The 19,905-nt window shown below is 57.8% G+C and carries 15 protein-coding genes; 5 read left to right on the forward strand and 10 right to left on the reverse strand.

The window, feature by feature from the left end; all coding sequences use genetic code 11:
- Positions 1-599: 599 nt before the first annotated feature.
- Positions 600-2,009, reverse strand: a complete 1,410-nt coding sequence (locus KXR87_RS14010) for a YchO/YchP family invasin (protein WP_437432940.1) — start codon at positions 2,007-2,009, stop codon at positions 600-602.
- A gap of 154 nt (positions 2,010-2,163) precedes the next feature.
- On the opposite strand from KXR87_RS14010, the gene KXR87_RS14015 reads away from it, so the two are divergent.
- Entirely contained in the window at positions 2,164-2,715 is a 552-nt protein-coding gene (locus KXR87_RS14015) for a YbhB/YbcL family Raf kinase inhibitor-like protein (protein WP_437432852.1), read from the forward strand.
- On the opposite strand, the gene KXR87_RS14020 is transcribed toward KXR87_RS14015, so the two are convergent.
- From KXR87_RS14020 to nasR, 6 genes are all read right to left on the reverse strand, one after another.
- Positions 2,692-5,271: a nitrate reductase gene (locus KXR87_RS14020; RefSeq protein WP_437432853.1), complete on the reverse strand. Its 2,580-nt coding sequence runs from the start codon at positions 5,269-5,271 to the stop codon at positions 2,692-2,694. The genes KXR87_RS14015 and KXR87_RS14020 overlap by 24 nt on opposite strands.
- Complete coding sequence (gene nirB, locus KXR87_RS14025; RefSeq protein WP_437432854.1) at positions 5,268-9,335, reverse strand: nitrite reductase large subunit NirB; 4,068 nt, start codon at positions 9,333-9,335, stop codon at positions 5,268-5,270. Before nirB ends, KXR87_RS14020 begins: the two co-directional genes overlap by 4 nt.
- A 9-nt stretch (positions 9,336-9,344) precedes the next feature.
- The gene (locus tag KXR87_RS14030) at positions 9,345-10,133 is read right to left on the reverse strand and encodes an ABC transporter ATP-binding protein (RefSeq protein WP_437432941.1); all 789 of its coding nucleotides are present in this window, start codon (positions 10,131-10,133) and stop codon (positions 9,345-9,347) included.
- Between the two features lie 8 nt (positions 10,134-10,141).
- Positions 10,142-11,023, reverse strand: a complete 882-nt coding sequence (gene ntrB, locus KXR87_RS14035) for a nitrate ABC transporter permease (RefSeq protein ID WP_437432855.1) — start codon at positions 11,021-11,023, stop codon at positions 10,142-10,144.
- Between the two features lies 1 nt (position 11,024).
- Positions 11,025-12,284, reverse strand: coding sequence for a CmpA/NrtA family ABC transporter substrate-binding protein (locus KXR87_RS14040; RefSeq protein WP_437432856.1), 1,260 nt, complete (start codon positions 12,282-12,284; stop codon positions 11,025-11,027).
- 227 nt (positions 12,285-12,511) lie between these two features.
- Positions 12,512-13,690 carry a nitrate regulatory protein NasR gene (gene nasR / locus KXR87_RS14045; protein WP_437432857.1) on the reverse strand — a complete coding sequence of 393 codons (1,179 nt, stop codon included), beginning with the start codon at positions 13,688-13,690 and terminating at the stop codon, positions 12,512-12,514.
- Positions 13,691-13,755: 65 nt separating this feature from the next.
- On the opposite strand from nasR, the gene KXR87_RS14050 reads away from it, so the two are divergent.
- The 3 genes from KXR87_RS14050 to KXR87_RS14060 all read left to right on the forward strand — a co-directional run bounded on the left by KXR87_RS14050 (position 13,756) and on the right by KXR87_RS14060 (position 16,460).
- Complete coding sequence (locus KXR87_RS14050) at positions 13,756-14,109, forward strand: DsrE/DsrF/TusD sulfur relay family protein (RefSeq protein ID WP_437432858.1); 354 nt, start codon at positions 13,756-13,758, stop codon at positions 14,107-14,109.
- 107 nt (positions 14,110-14,216) lie between these two features.
- Entirely contained in the window at positions 14,217-16,001 is a 1,785-nt protein-coding gene (locus tag KXR87_RS14055; protein WP_437432859.1) for a methyl-accepting chemotaxis protein, read from the forward strand.
- A 213-nt stretch (positions 16,002-16,214) separates the two neighbouring features.
- On the forward strand, positions 16,215-16,460 hold the full coding sequence (locus tag KXR87_RS14060) for a DUF1883 domain-containing protein (protein WP_437432860.1): 246 nt from the start codon (positions 16,215-16,217) through the stop codon (positions 16,458-16,460).
- An 8-nt stretch (positions 16,461-16,468) separates the two neighbouring features.
- Here KXR87_RS14060 and KXR87_RS14065 read toward each other — a convergent pair whose 3' ends face one another.
- Positions 16,469-17,164, reverse strand: coding sequence for a gamma-glutamylcyclotransferase (locus KXR87_RS14065; protein WP_437432861.1), 696 nt, complete (start codon positions 17,162-17,164; stop codon positions 16,469-16,471).
- A gap of 175 nt (positions 17,165-17,339) precedes the next feature.
- On the reverse strand, positions 17,340-17,570 hold the full coding sequence (gene chaB, locus KXR87_RS14070) for a putative cation transport regulator ChaB (RefSeq protein WP_437432862.1): 231 nt from the start codon (positions 17,568-17,570) through the stop codon (positions 17,340-17,342).
- Between the two features lie 268 nt (positions 17,571-17,838).
- Here chaB and chaA point away from each other — a divergent pair, with 268 nt between their 5' ends.
- Complete coding sequence (chaA, locus tag KXR87_RS14075) at positions 17,839-18,933, forward strand: sodium-potassium/proton antiporter ChaA (RefSeq protein WP_437432863.1); 1,095 nt, start codon at positions 17,839-17,841, stop codon at positions 18,931-18,933.
- Between the two features lie 100 nt (positions 18,934-19,033).
- Here the strand turns inward: chaA and kdsA are convergent, their stop codons facing one another.
- On the reverse strand, positions 19,034-19,888 hold the full coding sequence (gene kdsA, locus KXR87_RS14080) for a 3-deoxy-8-phosphooctulonate synthase (RefSeq protein WP_437432864.1): 855 nt from the start codon (positions 19,886-19,888) through the stop codon (positions 19,034-19,036).
- Positions 19,889-19,905 lie beyond the last annotated feature (17 nt).

Raw genomic sequence — 19,905 nt, forward strand, 5'->3', positions numbered from 1 at the left:
GAGTCAAACCGGCCGCAGGCTGAGGGCCGGGAGGTGAGCGCAGTGCGCAGCACCGGTTTCGGTGCGGGGCCGCGGGGATTGCAAAGGGGGCCGCGGTGGCCCCCTTTGCACGTTCACGGGTGACTGTTTCGGCATGTTCTGCAGGTCTGGAGGTGAACGTAACATACCTCAGCGCCGCCCATCCCCCTCACCCCGGCCCTCTCCCCGGTGGGGCGAGGGAGAAAACCGTGCCCCCTGGCAGGTTCAGCAGGTCTGGAGGTGAACGTAACACTCCTCAGACCCGCCCATCCCCCTCACCCCGGCCCTCTCCCCGGTGGGGCGAGGGAGAAAACCGTGCCCCTTTGCAGGTTCAGCAGGAATGGCAGTGAACGTAACACCCCTCAGACCCGCCCATCCCCCTCACCCCGACCCTCTCCCCGGAGGGGCGAGGGGGAAACGCGTGCCCCCTGGCAGATTCAGCAGGTCTGGAAGTGAACGTAACACACCTCAGAGCCACCCGTTTCCCCTCACCCCGACCCTCTCCCCGGTGGGGCGAGGGATAAAAGCGCCCCCCTTGCATGTTCAAAGGGAGAGGGGAAAGCGAACTGCCCTCCCCGCTATTACCACGGTGAAAACGCGGATGGCGTGATATCAGGCGGTGCGGTGATGGGTGCGGTTAACCTCAGGACTATCTCATTGGAAGCCACTCGCTGACCCTTCTCATCTTCTGCAATCACCGATAAGCGCCACTGATTCTGCGCCCCTTCACTGTTATCCCAGCGAGGCATAATGATGGTCCATCCCTCATCGCTGCTGGGGTTAACCGGCGGCGTCAGGCTTAAGGCCTGCGTGTCGCCCTGCCAGTTCAGTTCGCGCACGCCGTGGGTACTGTTAATCTGCAGTTTGAGCGCAACGGTTTCGCCCGGTTGCAGGTCCCACGGCGGGGTAGCGAGGTAGACGGAGAGCGTTTTGCGCTGGCGATACTCAAACACTGGCGCGGTATTGCGAACCGGATTGTCATAACGACTGCCCCGCAGCGAGCCGCTTTCGGTCAGTTCGTTTACCGAAAGCTGCTTCCACAGCGGCACGCCAAACTGGTAATTAAGCTTCAGCCCAAGATCGTTCTGACTGACGCCGCTTTCACCCTGCTTATGGTGCGCGGTAACCGTCACCAGCGGCACCGGGGTGTAACTCACCCCCACTTTGACCGCCACCGGGTTATGGTAGCCCGTGCCGGTATCAAAAAGATCAACATTGTCGCCGAAATACTGCTCGACACTCAGGCTGGTGTTGATTTTTTGCCAGAACGGCAGGCTGGCCTGCGCGGTAATATCATAGCCTCTAGCCATGCGCTGTTGCTGCGTTGCGGTACGATAATCCCAGCTACTCAGCGGTTCATAATAGTTAGCAGAAAACTGCAGCGACTCGCCCCAGACTTCTGCGCCTAACCCGGTGCGGGCACTATTGTCATCTATCAGATTGTCATAAAAGGTGCTGTAACCAATGCGCCAGTTGCCCGCGTTCCAGCGCTGGCCCACGCCGATGTTCCCTACCAGCCCGGCGTCCTGTTGCGTCAGCCCAAGCTGGCTCCAGCTCAGGTAGCGGTTAGTATCCTGCAGCGGAACAAACCAGTCGCCGTGGCTGCCGGTGAAGCCGCCGTCATCATCCACTTTGAAATCAACGGTCGCTTTACCCCAGGGAGATAACAGCGTTTCCACCTGTTGGTTCACTTCATCGCTGAGCACATCCCGCGCCTGACCGAGCGCAAACAACCGCGCCTGCTCGCCGGTCGTCAGCCCGTTATCGGTCATGCTCGCTTCGCCAAAGGCTTTCACCATCTCTGCAAGGTGCTTTTCCGCCGCCTGCGTTTGTGGGGCCATGCCTAAATCTGGCAGGTTATCGCCATCGTTATCAAAGGGATTTTGCGCTTTCTGCATATAGCTCTGCGCATCGCCAGCAGCATGGCCTGCCAGCGGCAGGACAAGAGAGAGAAGAATAAATAATGAGGACAACCAACGTATCACTGTAATGAACAATCGCTCCGGGCGTCGCCACTGAATGCCAGTTCACAGGGTAACGTTTTATGGCGACAATTTCAGCCCGTGAGTAAATTTCAGGAAAATCCTTAAACCTCCCGCCTCGTTGGGACTACAGTTAATGCATCAAAACCAGTGAGGATGTGGGATGAAGCAGACACTGAAATGGGCGTTATGCAGTGCCATCATGGCGTATGGTGCCGCTGCCTGCGCCAATACGACTTTCCAGCTACAATCTCCCGCCTTTGGCGATAACGCGTTAATGGAGAAAAAATTTGCCGGCAACGCGAAAAACAACCCTAACTGTACGGGTGAAAATATCTCCCCGGCGCTGGTCTGGAACAGTCCCCCACCCGAAGCCAAAAGCTTTGCGCTGGTGGTCCACGATCCGGAGGGGGCAACCGGGCTCGGGGTGACGCATCTGGTGGCTTACAATATTCCTCAGGCCACCACGGGCTTCGCGGAAAACGATCTGCGGGACGGAAAAGGCTTTACCGGCGGTAAAAACACACCTGGCAACTTCCGCTGGCACGGCCCCTGCCCCCCGCCGGGTAGCGGCGCGCACCACTATACCTTCACCCTTATTGCCACAAGCCTTGCCCCGGATTTACCCGAAGGGTTAACCCGGGAGCAACTGTTCGAACGTCTGAAGGGCCACACCCTCGCCGCAGCGGGATTAATTGGTCGCTTCGGCCAGTAATCCTTTAAGCTCAGGCAGACAGGAACCACAGTTTGTACCGCAGCGCAGTCGTTGCCCCAGCGCTGCGGTGCTGCTACATCCCTCACTGATGGCCTTGCGAACAGCGTTTTCACCCACGCTGAAGCAACTGCAAATAATGCGCCCTGCTGCCGGTATCTCCGTTGTGCCACTCCCTGCCAGTAGCGCATGGCGATGGCGCGCCGTGGCGGGCGCAGTGGCAAATGCCGCCACGATAGTCTGGTGTGAAACGGCGGGCAACTGCGCGCTGCCCCAGAAACCCAGCATTAATGTCTCCCCCTGCCAGGCCAGCAGCGTAAACCGTGCCCCGGCGCGTAACTGCTGCATCTGCCAGCCACGCTCCCGACAAACCTCCACCAGCCAGGGCGCAATATCGCCATCCCCGGCAAGGGTAAGGTGGGTTAATGTCCCAGCGACTTTACGCGTCCAGTGAAAGACGGGGGAGCGTTGCAGAGCCTCGCGGCTGTAGAGTTCCCCCTGCCATGCAGGCTGCCAGCAGGCCAGGCGCACCGCCGTTTGTTTACTTTCAGGTTGCCCGGAGTGCGGGCAACATACAGGGTCGACCAGCACGTTAACCTTTCCCTGCCGGGCAAAGCACTGGTTCCAGTGCATCGGAGAAAAAAGTCCCCCTGTCCGCTGACCGCTGTCGACCTTTGCCCGGGCGACCATCACGCCACGTGGCGAGCTGATGCGCACCAGCGCCCCATGCGGGATCGCATAACGTTGCGCATCTTCAGGGGCAATCTCAACGAAAGGTTCGCAAATATGCTGCATCAGCTTTTCGACGTTACCGGTGCGGGTCATGGTATGCCACTGGTCGCGGATGCGCCCGGTGTTGAGCAACAGCGGATAACCCGCGCTCACCTGCGCCCGGGTCGCGACAGGGCGCACCGGCACCATCCGCAGTCTGCCCGACGGGCGCCAGCCTCTCTCCAGAGGCAGGGGCGTCATCGGCCACCGGACGGGTTCAAGGGCATCCCACTCATCACGCGTGAGCGCAGCCAGTGCGCTGATGTCAAAAGCACGAGTGCCGTTATTTTCATAACCTGAGAGCGCCGCGTGTTCAGAAAAGAGCTCGTGGGGGTGCTGCCAGCCGAATGCCTCGCGGTGCCCGAGCGCTGCCGCCACACGGGAAATTATCCACCAGTCGGCTTTTGCCTCACCCGGCGGGGGCAAAAACGCCCGCTGCCGAGAGATTCGCCGTTCTGAATTGGTGACGGTCCCCTCTTTTTCACCCCATGCCAGCGCCGGGAAACGGATATGGGCATAGCGGCTGGTGTCCGTATCTGCCGCCACTTCCGAAACCATGACGAGCGGACATTTTGCCAGCGCGGTGCACACCGCGTGGCTGTCCGGCAATGAGACGGCCGGGTTTGTCCCCATGATCCAGACGGCTTTCACCTCACCGCGCCCGATAGCATCAAACAGATCCACCGCCATCAGCCCCGGCGTCTGCGCCAGCCGTTCGGTGCCCCAGAAGCGGGCCAGTCGTGCCAGGTCAGCGGGTTCAAAATTCATGTGCGCCGCCAGTTGGTTCGCCAGCCCGCCGACTTCACGTCCCCCCATCGCATTGGGTTGACCGGTGAGGGAAAACGGGCCGCAACCAGGCCGTGCAAACTTGCCGCTGGCGAGGTGCACATTGATGATGGCGTTACACTTATCGCTGCCGCTGGCGGACTGATTTATGCCCATGGTGTAGAGCGTGACTGCACGCGGCGCCGTCAGGAAAAGATCGAAAAAGGTGCTGACGGCCGCAGGCGGCAAGTCACAGAACGCCGCCACTTTTGCCGTCGTCCACTCGGCGGCAATTGCTAGCGCGTCACCGGCATCATCAAAATCAGCTGCCAGCGCACCGGCCGTCGCGATGGCATTGAGCAACCCGACAAAGAGTCCCGCATCGCTGCCCGGTGCCAGAGCCAGATGCAGGTCGGCAATGTCGCAGGTGGCAGTAACGCGAGGATCAATCACCACCACTCTCATCGCCGGGTTATCCCGCCTGGCCTGCACAATGCGTTGATAAAGCACCGGGTGGGTCCAGGCTGCATTCGACCCCACCAGAATCAGCAAATCTGACGTGTCTATATCGTCATAACTGCATGGCACCACATCCTCACCAAATGCCCGCTTGTAGCCCGTGACGGCGGAGGACATACACAGTCGCGAGTTGGTGTCGATATTGGCCGCGCCAATAAACCCTTTCATCAACTTATTAGCCGCGTAATAGTCTTCGGTCAGCAGCTGACCTGAGGCATAAAATGCCACCGCCTGCGGGCCATATTCCGTGATAATCGCCCTCAGCCGATCGCCCGCCGCCGCCAGTGCCTCTTCCCAGCTGACTCGCTGGTTATCGAGCATCGGCCACAGTAGCCTGTCGCGCGTGGTGGTGGTCTCACCCAGCGCCGATCCTTTAACGCACAACCGTCCGGCGTTGGCCGGGTGGACAGGATCGCCTTTGATACGCACGCCGGCTTCGCTGACCTCAGCCACTACACCGCAGCCCACGCCACAGTAAGGACATGTGGTTAGGGTTTCTGTCATGAGGCCTCCGCACGCATCAGCAACGCCTGATTTCCTACCCAAACTTTACCGCCCTCAACTTTTACCGGCCACGCGCGCACGGCGGGCTCGCCGTCGTCAACGCTGCACCCGTCACGCAGGCGTATACGTTTTTTGTAGAGGGGGGAGATGACCATCGGCTCGCCATTGCTGTCCCCAAGCAGACCGCGGGAGAGCACCCAGGCCTGGCTGCCCGGTTCGCGGTTATCCAGCGCAAACACCGCGTCACCAAAACGGAACAAGGCAATTTGCCGTTCACCCAGACGGGCTCCGATACCGGCCTGTTCGGGGATCTCGTGGAGGGAGCAGATAGCCTGCCACGGGCGCGTCGTGACGGTGCCCTCCTGCCAGGCGGGTGCGGGCGCGCGCTGCGGTTGCCCACGCACGGTTTCGCGGTGGACGGCTTCATCAGGGATATCGCTGTTCACATAGGAGCGGAAAAGGGCAACACGATCCGGGTCATTCAGCGTGGTCTGCCATTCGCACTGGTAGCTTTCCACCACCCGCGCCATCTCCTCTTCCAGTTCACTGCCTATCTGTAAACTGTCGTTCAGGATCACCTCACGCAGGTAGTCAATGCCCCCTTCAAGGTTATCAAGCCAGGTACTGGTGCGTTGCAGACGGTCGGCGGTGCGGATGTAAAACATCAGAAAACGATCGACAGTGCGGATAAGCGTCGCCTCATCCAGGTCACTGGCGAACAGATCCGCGTGGCGTGGCTTCATCCCCCCGTTGCCGCACACATAAAGATTCCAGCCCTTATCGGTGGCAATTACCCCCACATCTTTGCTCTGCGCCTCGGCGCACTCCCGCGTACAACCGGAGACCGCCATTTTTATTTTATGCGGCGCACGCAGCCCTTTGTAACGATGCTCAAGGGTCACGGCAAGGCCAGTAGAATCCTGCACGCCGTAGCGACACCAGGTAGAGCCCACACAGGATTTCACGGTACGGAGTGATTTGCCGTAGGCATGACCGGTCTCAAACCCGGCAGCCACCAGTTCCGACCAGATAGCTGGCAGTTCCTCAAGTCGCGCGCCAAACAGATCAATGCGCTGCCCGCCGGTGACTTTGCTGTAAAGCTGATAGCGTTTTGCTATCTGGCCAATTGCAATCAGTCCATCCGGGGTTACCTCCCCGGCAGGCATGCGCGGCACGATGGAGTAAGTGCCGTCTTTCTGGATATTGGCAAAATAGCGGTCGTTCGTGTCCTGAAGCGGCAGATGGGCAGGTTTGAGCAGATATTCATTCCAGCAGGAGGCAAGAATGGAGCCCACCAGCGGCTTACAGGCTTCGCAGCCGTGACCGCTGCCGTAGCGATGAATGAGCTGGGAAAAGGTACGAATGTGGTTGACCCGTATCAGATGATGCAACGCCTGGCGTGACCAGGGGAAATGCTCGCAGATCTCATTTTTAACCTCCACACCCTGCTGCACCAGTTGGTACTCCATCACCTGTTTTACCAGCGCGCTACATCCGCCACAGCCTGTCGCCGCTTTTGTGCAGTTTTTAATCGCACCCATATCCGTTGCCCCGTTGCTCACCGCAGCACAGATATCCGCTTTGGTCACGTTATGGCAGGAGCAGAGCTGCGCACTCAGGGGCAATGCCGCAACCCCCAACGCTTTCGGTGCACTGCCCGCCAGTGCGGGCAAAATCAGGCTTTCGGGTCGTTCAGGCAGATCCATCTCATTAAGCATCATTTGCAGCAGGGTGGCGTATTCGCTGGCATCACCCACCAGCACGCCGCCGATCAGCCGTTTGCCGTCCTCACTGACGACGATTTTCTTGTAGATTTGCGCAGGTCCGTCGGTCCACTGATAGCTGAGGGAGCCTGGAGTGCGCCCGTGCGCATCGCCAAAGGAGGCCACGTCCACCCCAAGCAGCTTCAGTTTGGTACTCATATCCGCGCCACAAAATTGCGCCGCCTCGCCATTAAGACACCCTGCCACCACACGAGCCATCTGATAACCGGGGGCGACCAGACCAAAGACTTTACCCTGCCACACCGCGCACTCCCCGATGGCAAAAATCCGCGCATCGGACGTGCGACACTCTGCGTCAATCTCTATTCCCCCACGCTCGCCAGTTTGCAGCCCGCTATCTCGGGCCAGCGCGTCCTGAGGACGGATGCCCGCGGAGAAGACAACCATATCGGTGGTCAGGCTTTCACCGTCGGCAAAGTTGAGGGTTAGCCCGCCAGAATGCGTGACAATGTCACGTGTTGATTTGCTGGTGTGCACCTTTACACCCAGGGCGCTGATTTTCTGGCGGAGCATGGCACCGCCCTGTTCATCCAGTTGTACCGCCATCAGCGCCGGAGCAAACTCCACCACGTGGGTGTCGAGGCCCAGCTGTTTTAACGCGTTTGCCGCCTCCAGTCCGAGCAGACCGCCCCCTATCACCACACCCCGTGTGGCCTGCTGCGCATGCGCGGCAATCTTGTCCAGATCGTCCAGAGTACGGTAGACAAAACAGCCTTCGCTGTCGTGGCCCGCAACGGGAGGTACAAAGGGATACGAGCCGGTCGCGAGCACCAGTTTGTCCCAGTGCGTTTCGTGGCCTTCGGCATCGCGTACCACCTGCAGGTCGCGATCGATCTCCACCACCTGGTGCGCCAGGCGCAGCTCAATATCATGTTCGACAAAGAAATTGTCCTGCACCATCGACAGAGAGTGCGCACTGCGCCCGGCAAAATACTCCGAGAGGTGAACACGGTCATAGGCGGCGTACTGTTCAGCCCCAAATACCACGATGTGATACCTATGATGCAGATCACGGCTGACGCACTGCTCAAGAAAATGGTGGCCGACCATGCCATGCCCGACCACAACCAGTGTTGGTTTTGTCATCATTGGAATTCCTGCAACCGGCGGCTGCGCTGAAAAGTTGTCGAAAAGCCAGCCCGCCAGCGGCGCGTCTGGCGAATTGAGTCGTTCGGTAAGTGCGGCGGCACTGCTGCAGTCGCCCAGCAGCAGCACCCCGTCCAGTCGTCCGTTACGCACCAGCAGGCGACGATAATGGCCGCAAAGGGGGTCAAAGGTGGTCCAGACCTCATCCTGCGGCTCTGCCTGCACTCGCCCGGCACTAAAGAGATCGATGCCGGTGACTTTGAGACGCGTGCCCCTGTCCTGCCAGGTGAAATCCGCCTGGGCTTCGCCCAGCAGTCTCGCCGCCAGTACCTCGGCCTGAGAGAGACAGGGCGCCACCAGCCCCCGGAGCTGACCGTTGATTTCGCAACACTCGCCTATGGCGCTCACGCCCTGGATGGCGGTGCGCATCTGTCCGTCAACCATAATGCCCTGCGAACAGGGAATACCGCTCGCCCGGGCGAGAGAGATGGCCGGGCGCACGCCGGTTGCCATCACCACACGTGTCGTCGGGATCACCCGGCCGCTGGTAAGCGCGACATGGGTGGCAGTGATTTCGCTTATGCCGGTGGAAAACTCGCAGACGATGCCCCGGCGGGTGAGCAGTCCGGCCAGTACGCTCGCGGCCTGTTCATCAAGCTGCTGTTCCATCAACCAGTCTGCGCGGCTGACCAGAGTGACGTTGTCACCTCTGTGGCGCAGTGCCGCGGCGGCCTCCACCCCTAATACTCCGCCACCCAGCACCACGACAGGTCCGTGCCCTGCCAGAATCGCGGTCACATCATCGAGCGTGCGAAAGGGACGTACATGCGGTAAATCATGCCCCGCTAACGGCGGCACGAAGGGCACGGAACCGGTGGCGAAAACCAGTTCATCCCATTTCAGCAGCCGCCTGTCGGTGCGAACCTGACGCTTTATGAGATCCACCTCGCCTGCCCGTTCGCCGCGTAACACGGTGATATTGCGCGTGCTGTACCAGCGTTCATCATGCAGAACGGTGTCAGCGAAGGCTTTTTCACCGCTCAGTACCGGGGAGAGCTGGATACGGTTATAGGCGGGTGCGGGTTCATCGCCGATGAGGGTGATGGCGAAGCGACCGTTGCCGGCTGCCGTGAGTTTTTCCACCAGCCGGGTGGCCGCCATGCCGTTGCCGATAATGATCAGTCGCGTCGTCATCGCTGCGCCTCATGCCGCTTTCGGCTGTTTTTCATAGAGGAACTGCAGGATCTGCTGGCGCAGGTGGTGGTAACGGCTGTCATCCGCCAGCTGGACCCGGTTGCGGGGCCGTGGCAGATTAACCCTGACAATATCGCCCACCGTCGCCGCCGGGCCGTTGGTCATCATCAGCACCCGGTCAGAGAGCAGAACAGCTTCGTCCACGTCGTGGGTTATCAGCACAATGGTGGTGTTGAGCGACTGCTGAATGTGCATCACTGTGTCCTGCAGATGCGCGCGGGTCAGCGCATCCAGCGCGCCAAAGGGCTCATCCATCAGCAATACTTTGGGTTTCATCGCCAGCGCACGGGCTATACCTATGCGCTGTTTCATCCCACCGGAAATCTCGCCGGGACGCTTGTGCAGAGCGTGGGCCATCTGTACGCACGCCAGATTGTGTTCAATCCACTCCCGGCGCTCGGCTTTACTCATGGTGCGGCGAAATACCTGGTCTACCGCCAGGGCAACGTTGTCGAAGCAGGTGAGCCAGGGCAGCAGAGAGTGATTCTGGAATACCACCGCACGCTCCGGCCCCGGCCCGGCTATTTCCCGGTTATCACACAGCAGCCCGCCCTCGGTGGGGAGCGTGATCCCAGCGATGAGGTTGAGTAAGGTAGATTTACCGCAGCCAGAGTGACCAATCAGGCTCAGGGTCTCCCCTTCCTGGATGTCAAAAGAGACGTTGTGCAGCGCCACAAAGTCACCATCGGCAGTGGAGAAACGCTGACTGACGGCCTGGACCTGAATTAAGGGTTTTATGCTCATGATTATTTCTCCTGCCAGCTAAAGCGACGCGCCACCAGCATCAGCCCCTGCTCCAGCAGCAGGCCAACCACGCCGATAATGACGATGGCGATCAGAATGTTTTCTACATTGAGGTTGTTCCATTCGTTCCAGATCCAGAAACCGATGCCCAGCCCGCCGGTGAGCATCTCAGCGGCCACAATGACCAGCCAGGCAATGCCAATCGACAGACGCACGCCGGTCAGTACCGCAGGCAACACCGCCGGAAAGAGGATGCGGCGCATCACGGTCCATTCAGAAAGTTGCAGTACGCGGGCTACGTTCAGGTAGTCCTCCGGGATACGTCGCACCCCTTCGGCGGTGTTAATGACCATCGGCCAGATGGAGCAGATAAAGATGGTCCAGCTTGAGGCCGGTTCCGCTTTCTGGAACAGCAGCAGGCCAATCGGTAGCCAGGCCAGCGGGCTGACCGGGCGCAGTAGCGCAATCAACGGGTTAAACATGCGGGCACAAAAGAGAAAGCGGCCAATCAAAAAGCCCAGTGGAATACCCACCAGCGCGGCCAGGCCAAAACCGATACCTACACGTTGCAGCGAGGCGAGTACGTTCCAGCCAATGCCCATATCGTTCGGCCCGTCACGGTAGAAGGGATCGGCGAACAGGGTGATGGCTGAATCCAGGGTACTGAGCGGTGTCGGGAAGCCTTTACTGTTGATAGCGGCCAGTTGCCAGGCCACCAGCAGCAGCCCCAGCCCCAACAGGCCAGGAAAGATACGTTCCGCGATGGCGCGCGTTTTACGCGACCAGGAGGGTGCGTTGCGGCGCACCTGCACGGCAGGGATAACAAAGACCCCGGCGGTGGTGGACGTCGGTTCGACGCGCTGAAGTTTATGTGCGTGTTTCATCTCAGACCCCTGTACGTTGAATAGCAAAAGATGTTGCGTACTGTTCCGGCGCATCGCCGGTCCAGCGCGTGCCGTCCATCAGCGTGCTGGTTCGCAGGCTGCGGGTCGGTATGTCTATCCCGCCGAGGGCGGTCGCCGCCTCTTTCCAGACATCAGTGCGGTTAATGCGACTGGCAATCGCCAGGTAGTCCGGCGCCGATTTCAGAAGCCCCCAGCGTCGAAACTGGGTGAGGAACCACATCCCGTCGGAAAGCCAGGGGTAGCTCACCTGCCCTTCATTGAAGAAACGGATGGCATGGGCATCCTGCCAGCGCTGCCCCGCGCCATTGTCGTACTCCCCCAGCATCCGCCCGGTCAGGTACTGCTCTTTGGTGTTAAGCCAGGCACGACGCGCAAGGATGCGGGCGGTTTCGCGCCGGTTATCAGATGAGGCATCTATCCAGCGCGCCGCCTCCATCACCGCACACACCAGCGCGCGGGCGGTGTTGGGGTTTTGCGCAACCCAGGCGCTGCGGGTACCGAGGATCTTTTCCGGGTGATCCGGCCAGATGGACTGGCTGGTGGCGGCGGTAAAACCGATGCGATCATTAATAGCGCGGGCATTCCAGGGCTCGCCCACACAAAAACCGACCATGTTGCCGATACGCATGTTCATCACCATTTGTGGCGGCGGTACAACGACGGTACGAATGTCAGTGAAGGGGTTGATGCCGCCGCTCGCCAGCCAGTAGTAGAGCCACATGGCATGGGTGCCGGTCGGGAAGGTATGGGCGAAGGTATAGCTGCCCGCTTCGCTTTGCCCGATCAGGTTTTTCAGCTGCTCAAGGCCGGTTACTCCCTTCTCCTGTAAATCAGCGGAGAGGGTGATCCCCTGCCCGTTCTGGTTCAGCGTCATCAGGTTGGCCATCGCCTGGGGTTTACCGGCAATGCCCAGCTCCAGGCCATAAAGCAATCCATAGAGCATGTGGGCCGCATCCAGTTCGCCGGATACCAGTTTGTCGCGAACGGCAGCCCAACTGGCCTCTTTCGTGGGAACAAGCGTAATGCCGTATTTTTTATCGAAGCCTTTCAACGCCGCGATAACCAGCGGCGCACAGTCGGTGAGCGGAATAAACCCGACCCGCACCGTAGCCTGTTCCGGTTTGTCTGAACCGGCAGCCCAGGCGGTGTGCATCACCCCCGGCAGCAGCATGGCACCACCAAGCGCGACACCTGCCTTAAGAAAACGCCGTCGCGTTAAAGAAACGACTGAATCACCCATACGCACTCCCGAAGCAAAAAAAAAGCGCCCGATGGTGCTTAGCACCACAGGACGCCTTTATCCGTGAAACGGGTTAACCGCCATTGGTTACCGTTTCTGTTGTCTGAATCTCAACCTCAATGATGCAATGGTTGTGCCAGGATTTTTTGGCCTGTTTTGCCGCCTGGCCGCGTATACGCTGTTATTTCGCACACTCGTTGTGCAACCCGTGCCCACCGATCGTGCATCTACTCCTTAGGGGTTAGCTCCCATAGTGAGCGCACCGTGAGCAGAGCGCGGGCGATATCTACCATGCGTTGATTTTTGTCCATCGCCATTTTTCGCAGGCACTGCCAGGCCTGTTCTTCACTCAGTTGCTGGTGATTCATTAACACGCTTTTGGCTTTATCGATGATCCGCCGCTCTTCGAGAGTATCTTTCAGCGAGGCCAGTTGCTGACTGAGCTGTTCGATTTCCTGCGCCTGCTGGCGTACCAGCGGCAACAGAGTTTTATCCTGCCAGAGGAGGGCGACCTCAGGAGCGAACTGCTGCGTATGCCGGGCGATGAGGTCGTCATCCTCACTGAGCAGGCGTTCGGTTTCCCGGTTAAGTGCTGTAATCAGCGTCTCTTCAAGCGTGCGCAGCTGTTCGAGTCGTTGTGTTTGCAGGGAGAACCAGCGGAGTGCGTTGTCACCTTTATCCTGGGGCGGCATTCGGGTGCAGGCAAGGCGGCGCATCTGTTCAGTCTCAAGCCCTGCGCCGCAGGTTTCACTGAACAACGCCGCGATGCCGGGATCGGTGAGGGAAAGAAAGGTATCAAAGCACGACTGCTGCCCGTCAATCCTGTCAACCAGCGCCTGTCTCTGCCCGCTACTGAACTGCCCGTGGGTGAAACCCAACGCCCCGAGTGCCCGCTCCTGGCCGACCAGCTCTTTACCCTGCATAAAGCTGTAAAGCGCTACCAGTCGGGCGGCTATCGCCGGATCGTCAATACTGTCATTAAGCCGGGGAATAATACTCAGCAACTGGCTGAGAATGCGACTGAACTGGGCCATCGCCAGTTCAGCATCAATCTCGCCCTCTTTTATTTGTTTTCTGAGCAGCGGAAGTTGTTCAAGTCCCGCAACAGCGGCGGCGATTCGGTGGCATAATGCACTGCTGGTTAAGGGCTTAAGCCCGTCAAGCACCGGCATCAGCACCGCTATCTGCTCGTCTGCCAGGGCACTGCTGGCCCGGCACTCAAGCCCGTAAAGCCGCCCCCGGGAACAGAGCCAGATATTTGACGCCCCCCGCTCGCATTGCAGCATGTGGGTCAGATGACTGATTTTCCCGGCCAGCACCCCTAACTGGGCAAGCTGACGAAGCTGATTTTTCTGGATGTGACGCGCGTAGCGAAACCAGGCTGTAGCGTCGGTCCGTTCATTCATGCTGACTCTCCGGTTACCTCTCTTACCGGTGAGTTGCAATAACCATGCCCTCCGAAGGAGTGAAGATGCAAAAGATTGTGATTGTCGCCAACGGCGCCGCCTACGGTAGTGAGTCTTTGTTCAACAGCCTGCGTCTGGCGATAGCCCTGCGCGAACAAGAGAGCAGCCTGCAACTGCGTCTGTTTCTGATGTCTGACGCGGTGACAGCCGGTTTACGCGGGCAAAAACCGGCCGAAGGCTACAATATTCAGCAAATGCTGGAGATCCTGACGGCGCAGGGGGTGGCGGTGAAACTCTGTAAAACCTGTACTGACGGGCGCGGCATCACCGCCCTGCCGTTGGTAGAGGGAGTAGAGATTGGTACGCTGGTGGAGCTGGCACAGTGGACACTCGACGCCGACAAAGTATTAACCTTCTGATAATTACGCTTCTTTAATACTTTTTTCTTATGGGTGCCTGCATGGCATCAAGTTTGCCTGCTGCGTTGCCGATAGGCATTACAGACAACACAGCAGGTACTATAACTATGTTCAGATCCATTCGTGCTCGTATCATTACAGCGACGGCGGGCTGTCTCGCCATTGCGCTGCTTCTTAACACCATCATTAACTATCAGGTAACCCGCCAACATAATCAGGAGGCGCAGCAAAACATTCTCGCCAGCACCAGTAGCAGTCATGGTCTTGCCATCGCCGATTGGGTCAACAGCAAGATGACTGCTATCAACTCATTGCAAAAGGTCGCGCTGACTGATGACCCTGTTCCGGTCTTTACTCAGGTGGCACAGGCGGGCGGGTTCATTAACGTTTACGTTGGCTATGCGACGAAAACGGCAAAGTTCTCCAACCCGGACGGCGTACCGGCAGATTATGATCCGACCATTCGCCCCTGGTATCAGCAGGCCGTCAGCGCTGACGCCCCTGTCGTCACTGCACCTTACGTGGATGCGGGCAGCGGCAAGCTGGTGGTCACCTTCTCCGTACCGGTTAAAGAAAATGGCACACTGAAAGCCGTGGTGTCGGGGGATGTGTCGATGGACAGCGTGGTTGCTAACGTGCGTGGAGTCAGCCCTACACCGAACAGCAGCGGTCTGCTGCTCGACAGTGACGGCACCATCATTGCCGCCAGTGACCCAAAACTGACGCTCAAACCCTTCACCGAGGCCATCGATGGCGTGCCGTTAGCGGCGTTGCTGTCGGGTGAATCGGTTCACGGTACGCTCGCGGGTGAGGACAAAGAGTTTCTTGCCAGTAACGTGAAAGGCACCCACTGGCAACTGCTGGTTGCGCTGGACAGTGCCGACTCCACCACCGGCCTGCGCGCGCAACTTAAAGCCTCTGCCATTTCGCTGGTTGTGCTGGTGCTGCTTGCCGGTGCGCTTATGCACTGGATTGTCGCCACTATGCTGCAACGGTTGCTCACCATCCGCGATGCGATGAATGCAATCAGTAGCGGGACGGATGATCTCTCTCAACGCCTGCCGGAACAGGGTAACGACGAGGTGGCGCAAATCGCGCACGCCTTTAATGCTTTCAGCGACAAGCTGTCGGTCGTCATGGTTAAACTGCGCGATTCCAGCACCTCGGTTCAGCAGGCGGCACAGGAGATTGCCGCTGGAAACCGCGATCTCTCCGGGCGTACCGAACAGGCTGCCTCAAGCCTGCGGGAAACCGCCAGTGCCGTCGAGCAGATTACCGCCTCCGTTGCGCAGTCTACCGACTCAGCGGCACAGGCCAACACGCAGGCGCATACTGCTTCTGAGGCCGCCTCGCGTGGTGGACAGGTTGTTTCCCAGGCCATCAACACCATGCAATCCATTGAGGTCGCCTCCGCAAGGATTGGTGACATTACCAGCGTGATTGACGGTATTGCCTTCCAGACTAACATCCTTGCGCTGAACGCCGCCGTGGAGGCCGCGCGGGCAGGTGAACAGGGTCGCGGGTTCGCCGTTGTCGCAGGCGAAGTACGCAACCTGGCAAGCCGCAGCGCGCAGGCGGCGAAGGAGATTAAAACGCTGATCGACTCCACCACACAAAGCGTGGCAACCGGCTCGCGTTACGTGCGTCTGGCAGGAGAGAGCATGGGTGAGATAGTCTCCAGTATCGACAGCGTGTCGGTTATCATGCGTGAGATTACGGTGGCGACCAACGAACAGATGAAAGGCGTGCAGGAAATTAATCATGCGGTCATCGACCTCGATCGCATGGTGCAGCAAAACGCCGAACTGGTGATTCAGTCTGCCGCCGCCGCAGGGGCATTGCAGACCCAGGCGGGCGAGCTTGCTGAAACCGCAGGGCATTTCCGCATTTAATCTTTTGTCGGCGCCGTTTTGCCACGCTTTACTGCGCCGACCTATTTCCCCACCGAATATTGTCATTTTTGTTTAATCGTTACGCCATTAGTTGATCAAAATCAGCATCCGCTTCGCTCGCGTTTGGTGTTATGCCATGAGTGATTTGTGAACTGCATCACGCACGGGAGCTTCCCGCAGGGAGTGCGTTGTTGATAATGACGGGGTTAAAAAATGGCGTTGGTAAAGGCAAGTTTGAAGTTATTTGGTGGGGATACGGTAGTCGTACGCTGTTCTGAGAATTGTCATATCCATCTGATGAGCGAGAAGAGTCAAGCGTCCGCCGCTCAACGGGATGTACTGAGCGTCCAGAATCGCGCCAGCGCATATCTGGCCGTACCTTACAGTGGTATCTGGAATGTGCTGATCGACAGCCACAGCCAGACGCTGGAGCACTCAATCAGCTACGTTCCTGCCTGATTGCGGTTTCAGGCAAAACCAGGCTGCAGTTCCGGGCCTGGTTTTTTTCCTTCCAGCAGAACACGTACCCTTCCTGCGAGTTCATTCAGACAATCATCCTGCATACCCAGCTTAATGAGCGCCTGCTCAAGCGAAAAAAGGTACTGGGCATTGGTGCCTAACGGACCTGTAGCGGTGGCAATCAGCGGCGCGATGACCTGGGCACGGGTATCTGACTCATAAAGCGGATGGCGCGGGTCCATGATAAACACCAGCGCATTGACGGTACGTCCATCATCCAGAGTGAGTTTGTGCCAGCAGGGCAGATAACAGCCGGTGATCATCTCGCGTTTCCAGAGCAGCATCAGCTCTTCATCAAGAGCGCTCTCCTGAAGGCGGTAGGCCACGCCGGTGGTGCGACCGCCCTCTTTCAGTGCAAGCATCCGCCCAGGGTTGCACGCCGTGCCGCGACCGGCGGTCAGACGCAGACAAAAAGCCCGGTGCCAGCCAACAAGCGTTCCGGTACAGGATTCAACATATTCCAGAGCAGGATTCCACATCAACGAACCGTAGCCGAAAATCCAGACTGGTCCGTCATCAGGTCGGCATGCGAGGGTTGCTGCCAGCGACGCCGCGCGCTGTTCCGCAGACCACAGCAGCGAGGCTTCAATTTCCCCGAATGCCGTTTTACAGTCTGCCTTCATTAAAAAATCACGAGTAATCACTTTCAACCTCCGCCACTGCAGGCTTCCTTGCGACGACTATACTGCTGCCTTCATGGCGCTTTTCAGTGACGATATGCAATTCACAGGCCGTTTTCAAGCTCACGTATGGCCTGGTACCGCTCAGCCGGTGCGTTATTCCAGGCGGTACGAAAAAAGGATGAGTATATTCAGACAATTATTTCTTTTTATGCCACTTGTCGTCGTCACCCTTCTCGTAATCATTTTTTACCGCAGCCCAGGCGACACGGTGCGCCGTCTCTTCGCGCGAGGCGTCACCACGCCGATCCTCCTCGTCTTTATACTGTTCCCAGGCGCTGTTAAAGGCTTCTTTATAAATATCCTGAGCGTGGGCCGGAAGCACGTGCAGTACGTTATCAGGAAGATCGGTTCTCTTTTTATATGGCATGGTTTGCTCCTTATTGACGTTTAGGGTAAGTCTGGACGCCAATCCAGCGCATTTCCACATTACCGGCGATTATTGTCACGATTAAAATATATCTTCATGTAAATTAAGTTAATTTTTCCAATAATACGCATTAATAGAATTCTCACATAAGAATCATCTCATCCAGTAAATAAAAGTAAAAATTCCCTTCATATCGTTTGATGTCTGTTATTTTAGCCCCGCTTTTCCTTTCTATAATTACAACTACCTGCTCTCAGTGGAGATAAGAATGACAACAGCACATGAGGCGGTTAAGACCCGCCATAAGGAGTCCAGCCTGATTTTTCCGGCGCTGGCGCTGGCCGTACTGGTTTTCTGGGGTAACAGCCAGTCACTGTCAGTGGTTATCGGGATAAATGTTCTGGCGCTGGTTGGAATTTTAGCCAGTGCTTTTAGCGTGGTACGTCATGCTGATGTATTGGCACACCGTCTTGGCGAGCCCTTTGGCTCGTTGATTCTGAGTCTTTCGGTGGTCATCCTTGAAGTAAGTCTGATCTCCGCGTTAATGGCGACCGGCGACGCGGCCCCCACCCTGATGCGGGATACGCTCTACTCCATTATTATGATTGTTACCGGCGGGCTGGTGGGCTTTTCTCTGTTGTTGGGTGGCCGAAAATTCGCCACACAGTACGTTAATCTGTTTGGCATAAAGCAGTATTTAATCGCGCTCTTTCCCCTGGCAGTCATTGTGCTGGTCTTCCCTGTCGCGCTTCCGGGTGGCAATTTTTCTACCGGTCAGTCGCTGTTGGTTGCCCTGATTTCAGCGGCGATGTACGGCGTGTTTTTGCTCATTCAGACGAAAACCCATCAGAGCTTGTTTGTCTACGAACACGAAGATGACGGCGACGATCCTCATCATGGCAAACCCTCGGCCCATAGCAGCATGTGGCACACGGCGTGGCTGGTGGTACACCTGATTGCGGTTATCGCCGTCACAAAAATGAATGCTAACCCGCTGGAGTACCTCCTGACGGAGATGAATGCTCCGGTGGCGTTCACCGGTTTCCTGGTGGCCCTGCTGATTCTCTCGCCGGAGGGGCTGGGTGCCCTTAAAGCGGTGCTCAATAATCAGGTGCAGCGTGCCATGAACCTCTTCTTCGGTTCAGTGCTGGCGACCATCTCACTGACGGTGCCGGTAGTGACGTTGATTGCCTGGCTGACAGGTAATGACCTGATGTTCGGTTTAGGCAAACCGGAGCTGGTAGTAATGCTGGCGTCACTGGTGCTGTGCCAGATCTCTTTCTCTACGGGGAAGACAAATGTTCTGAACGGCGCTGCACATCTGGCGCTGTTTGCAGCCTATCTGATGACTATCTTCGCCTGATAAAACGGGATCGGACCGGTGCGGTCCGATCCTCTCATCACGCCTCGCCCCTGGAGAAAGAGGATGGACCATAAAAAAACCGCCGGGGCGGTTTTTTTTCTTACTTGCTGGTATCCAGCTCTTCGAAGTTCTTCACCAGATCGTCAATGGCTTTGATCTGTTTCAGGAACGGCTCCAGTTTATCCAGCGGCAGTGCAGACGGGCCATCACATTTTGCATTGGCTGGATCCGGGTGGGCCTCAATGAACAGACCGGCAAGACCGGTTGCCATGCCCGCACGCGCCAGCTCCGCAACCTGGGCGCGACGACCACCGGAAGCGGCACCGAACGGGTCGCGGCACTGCAGCGCGTGGGTGACATCGAAGATAACCGGTGAATTACCGGAGACGTTCTTCATCACGCTGAAGCCCAGCATATCTACAACCAGGTTGTCATAACCAAAGTTGCTGCCACGATCACACAGGATAACTTTGTCGTTACCGCCTTCAGCGAATTTATCCACGATGTTCCCCATCTGACCGGGGCTGACAAACTGTGGTTTCTTCACGTTGATGACCGCACCGGTTTTCGCCATAGCTTCAACCAGGTCAGTCTGGCGCGCCAGGAAAGCGGGCAACTGAATCACATCGACAACATCGGCTACCGGCTGGGCCTGGCTGGCTTCATGAACGTCAGTGATGATTTTCACGCCAAAAGCTTGTTTCAGCTCCTGGAAAATCTTCATGCCTTCTTCCAGACCCGGCCCACGATAGGATTTGATTGAAGAACGGTTTGCTTTGTCAAAAGAGGCTTTGAACACGTACGGGATACCCAGTTTCTGAGTAACGGTAACGTAGTGTTCACAGATGCGCATTGCCAGATCGCGAGATTCCAGCACGTTCATACCGCCGAACAGAACGAACGGTAGATCGTTGGCAACCTTGATATCGCCAATGCTTACCACTTTTTGAGTCATATAATTCCCTTACAGAG

It is taken from the genome of Yokenella regensburgei (assembly GCF_051486985.1).
Taxonomy (GTDB): Bacteria; Pseudomonadota; Gammaproteobacteria; order Enterobacterales; family Enterobacteriaceae; genus CBFFRJ01.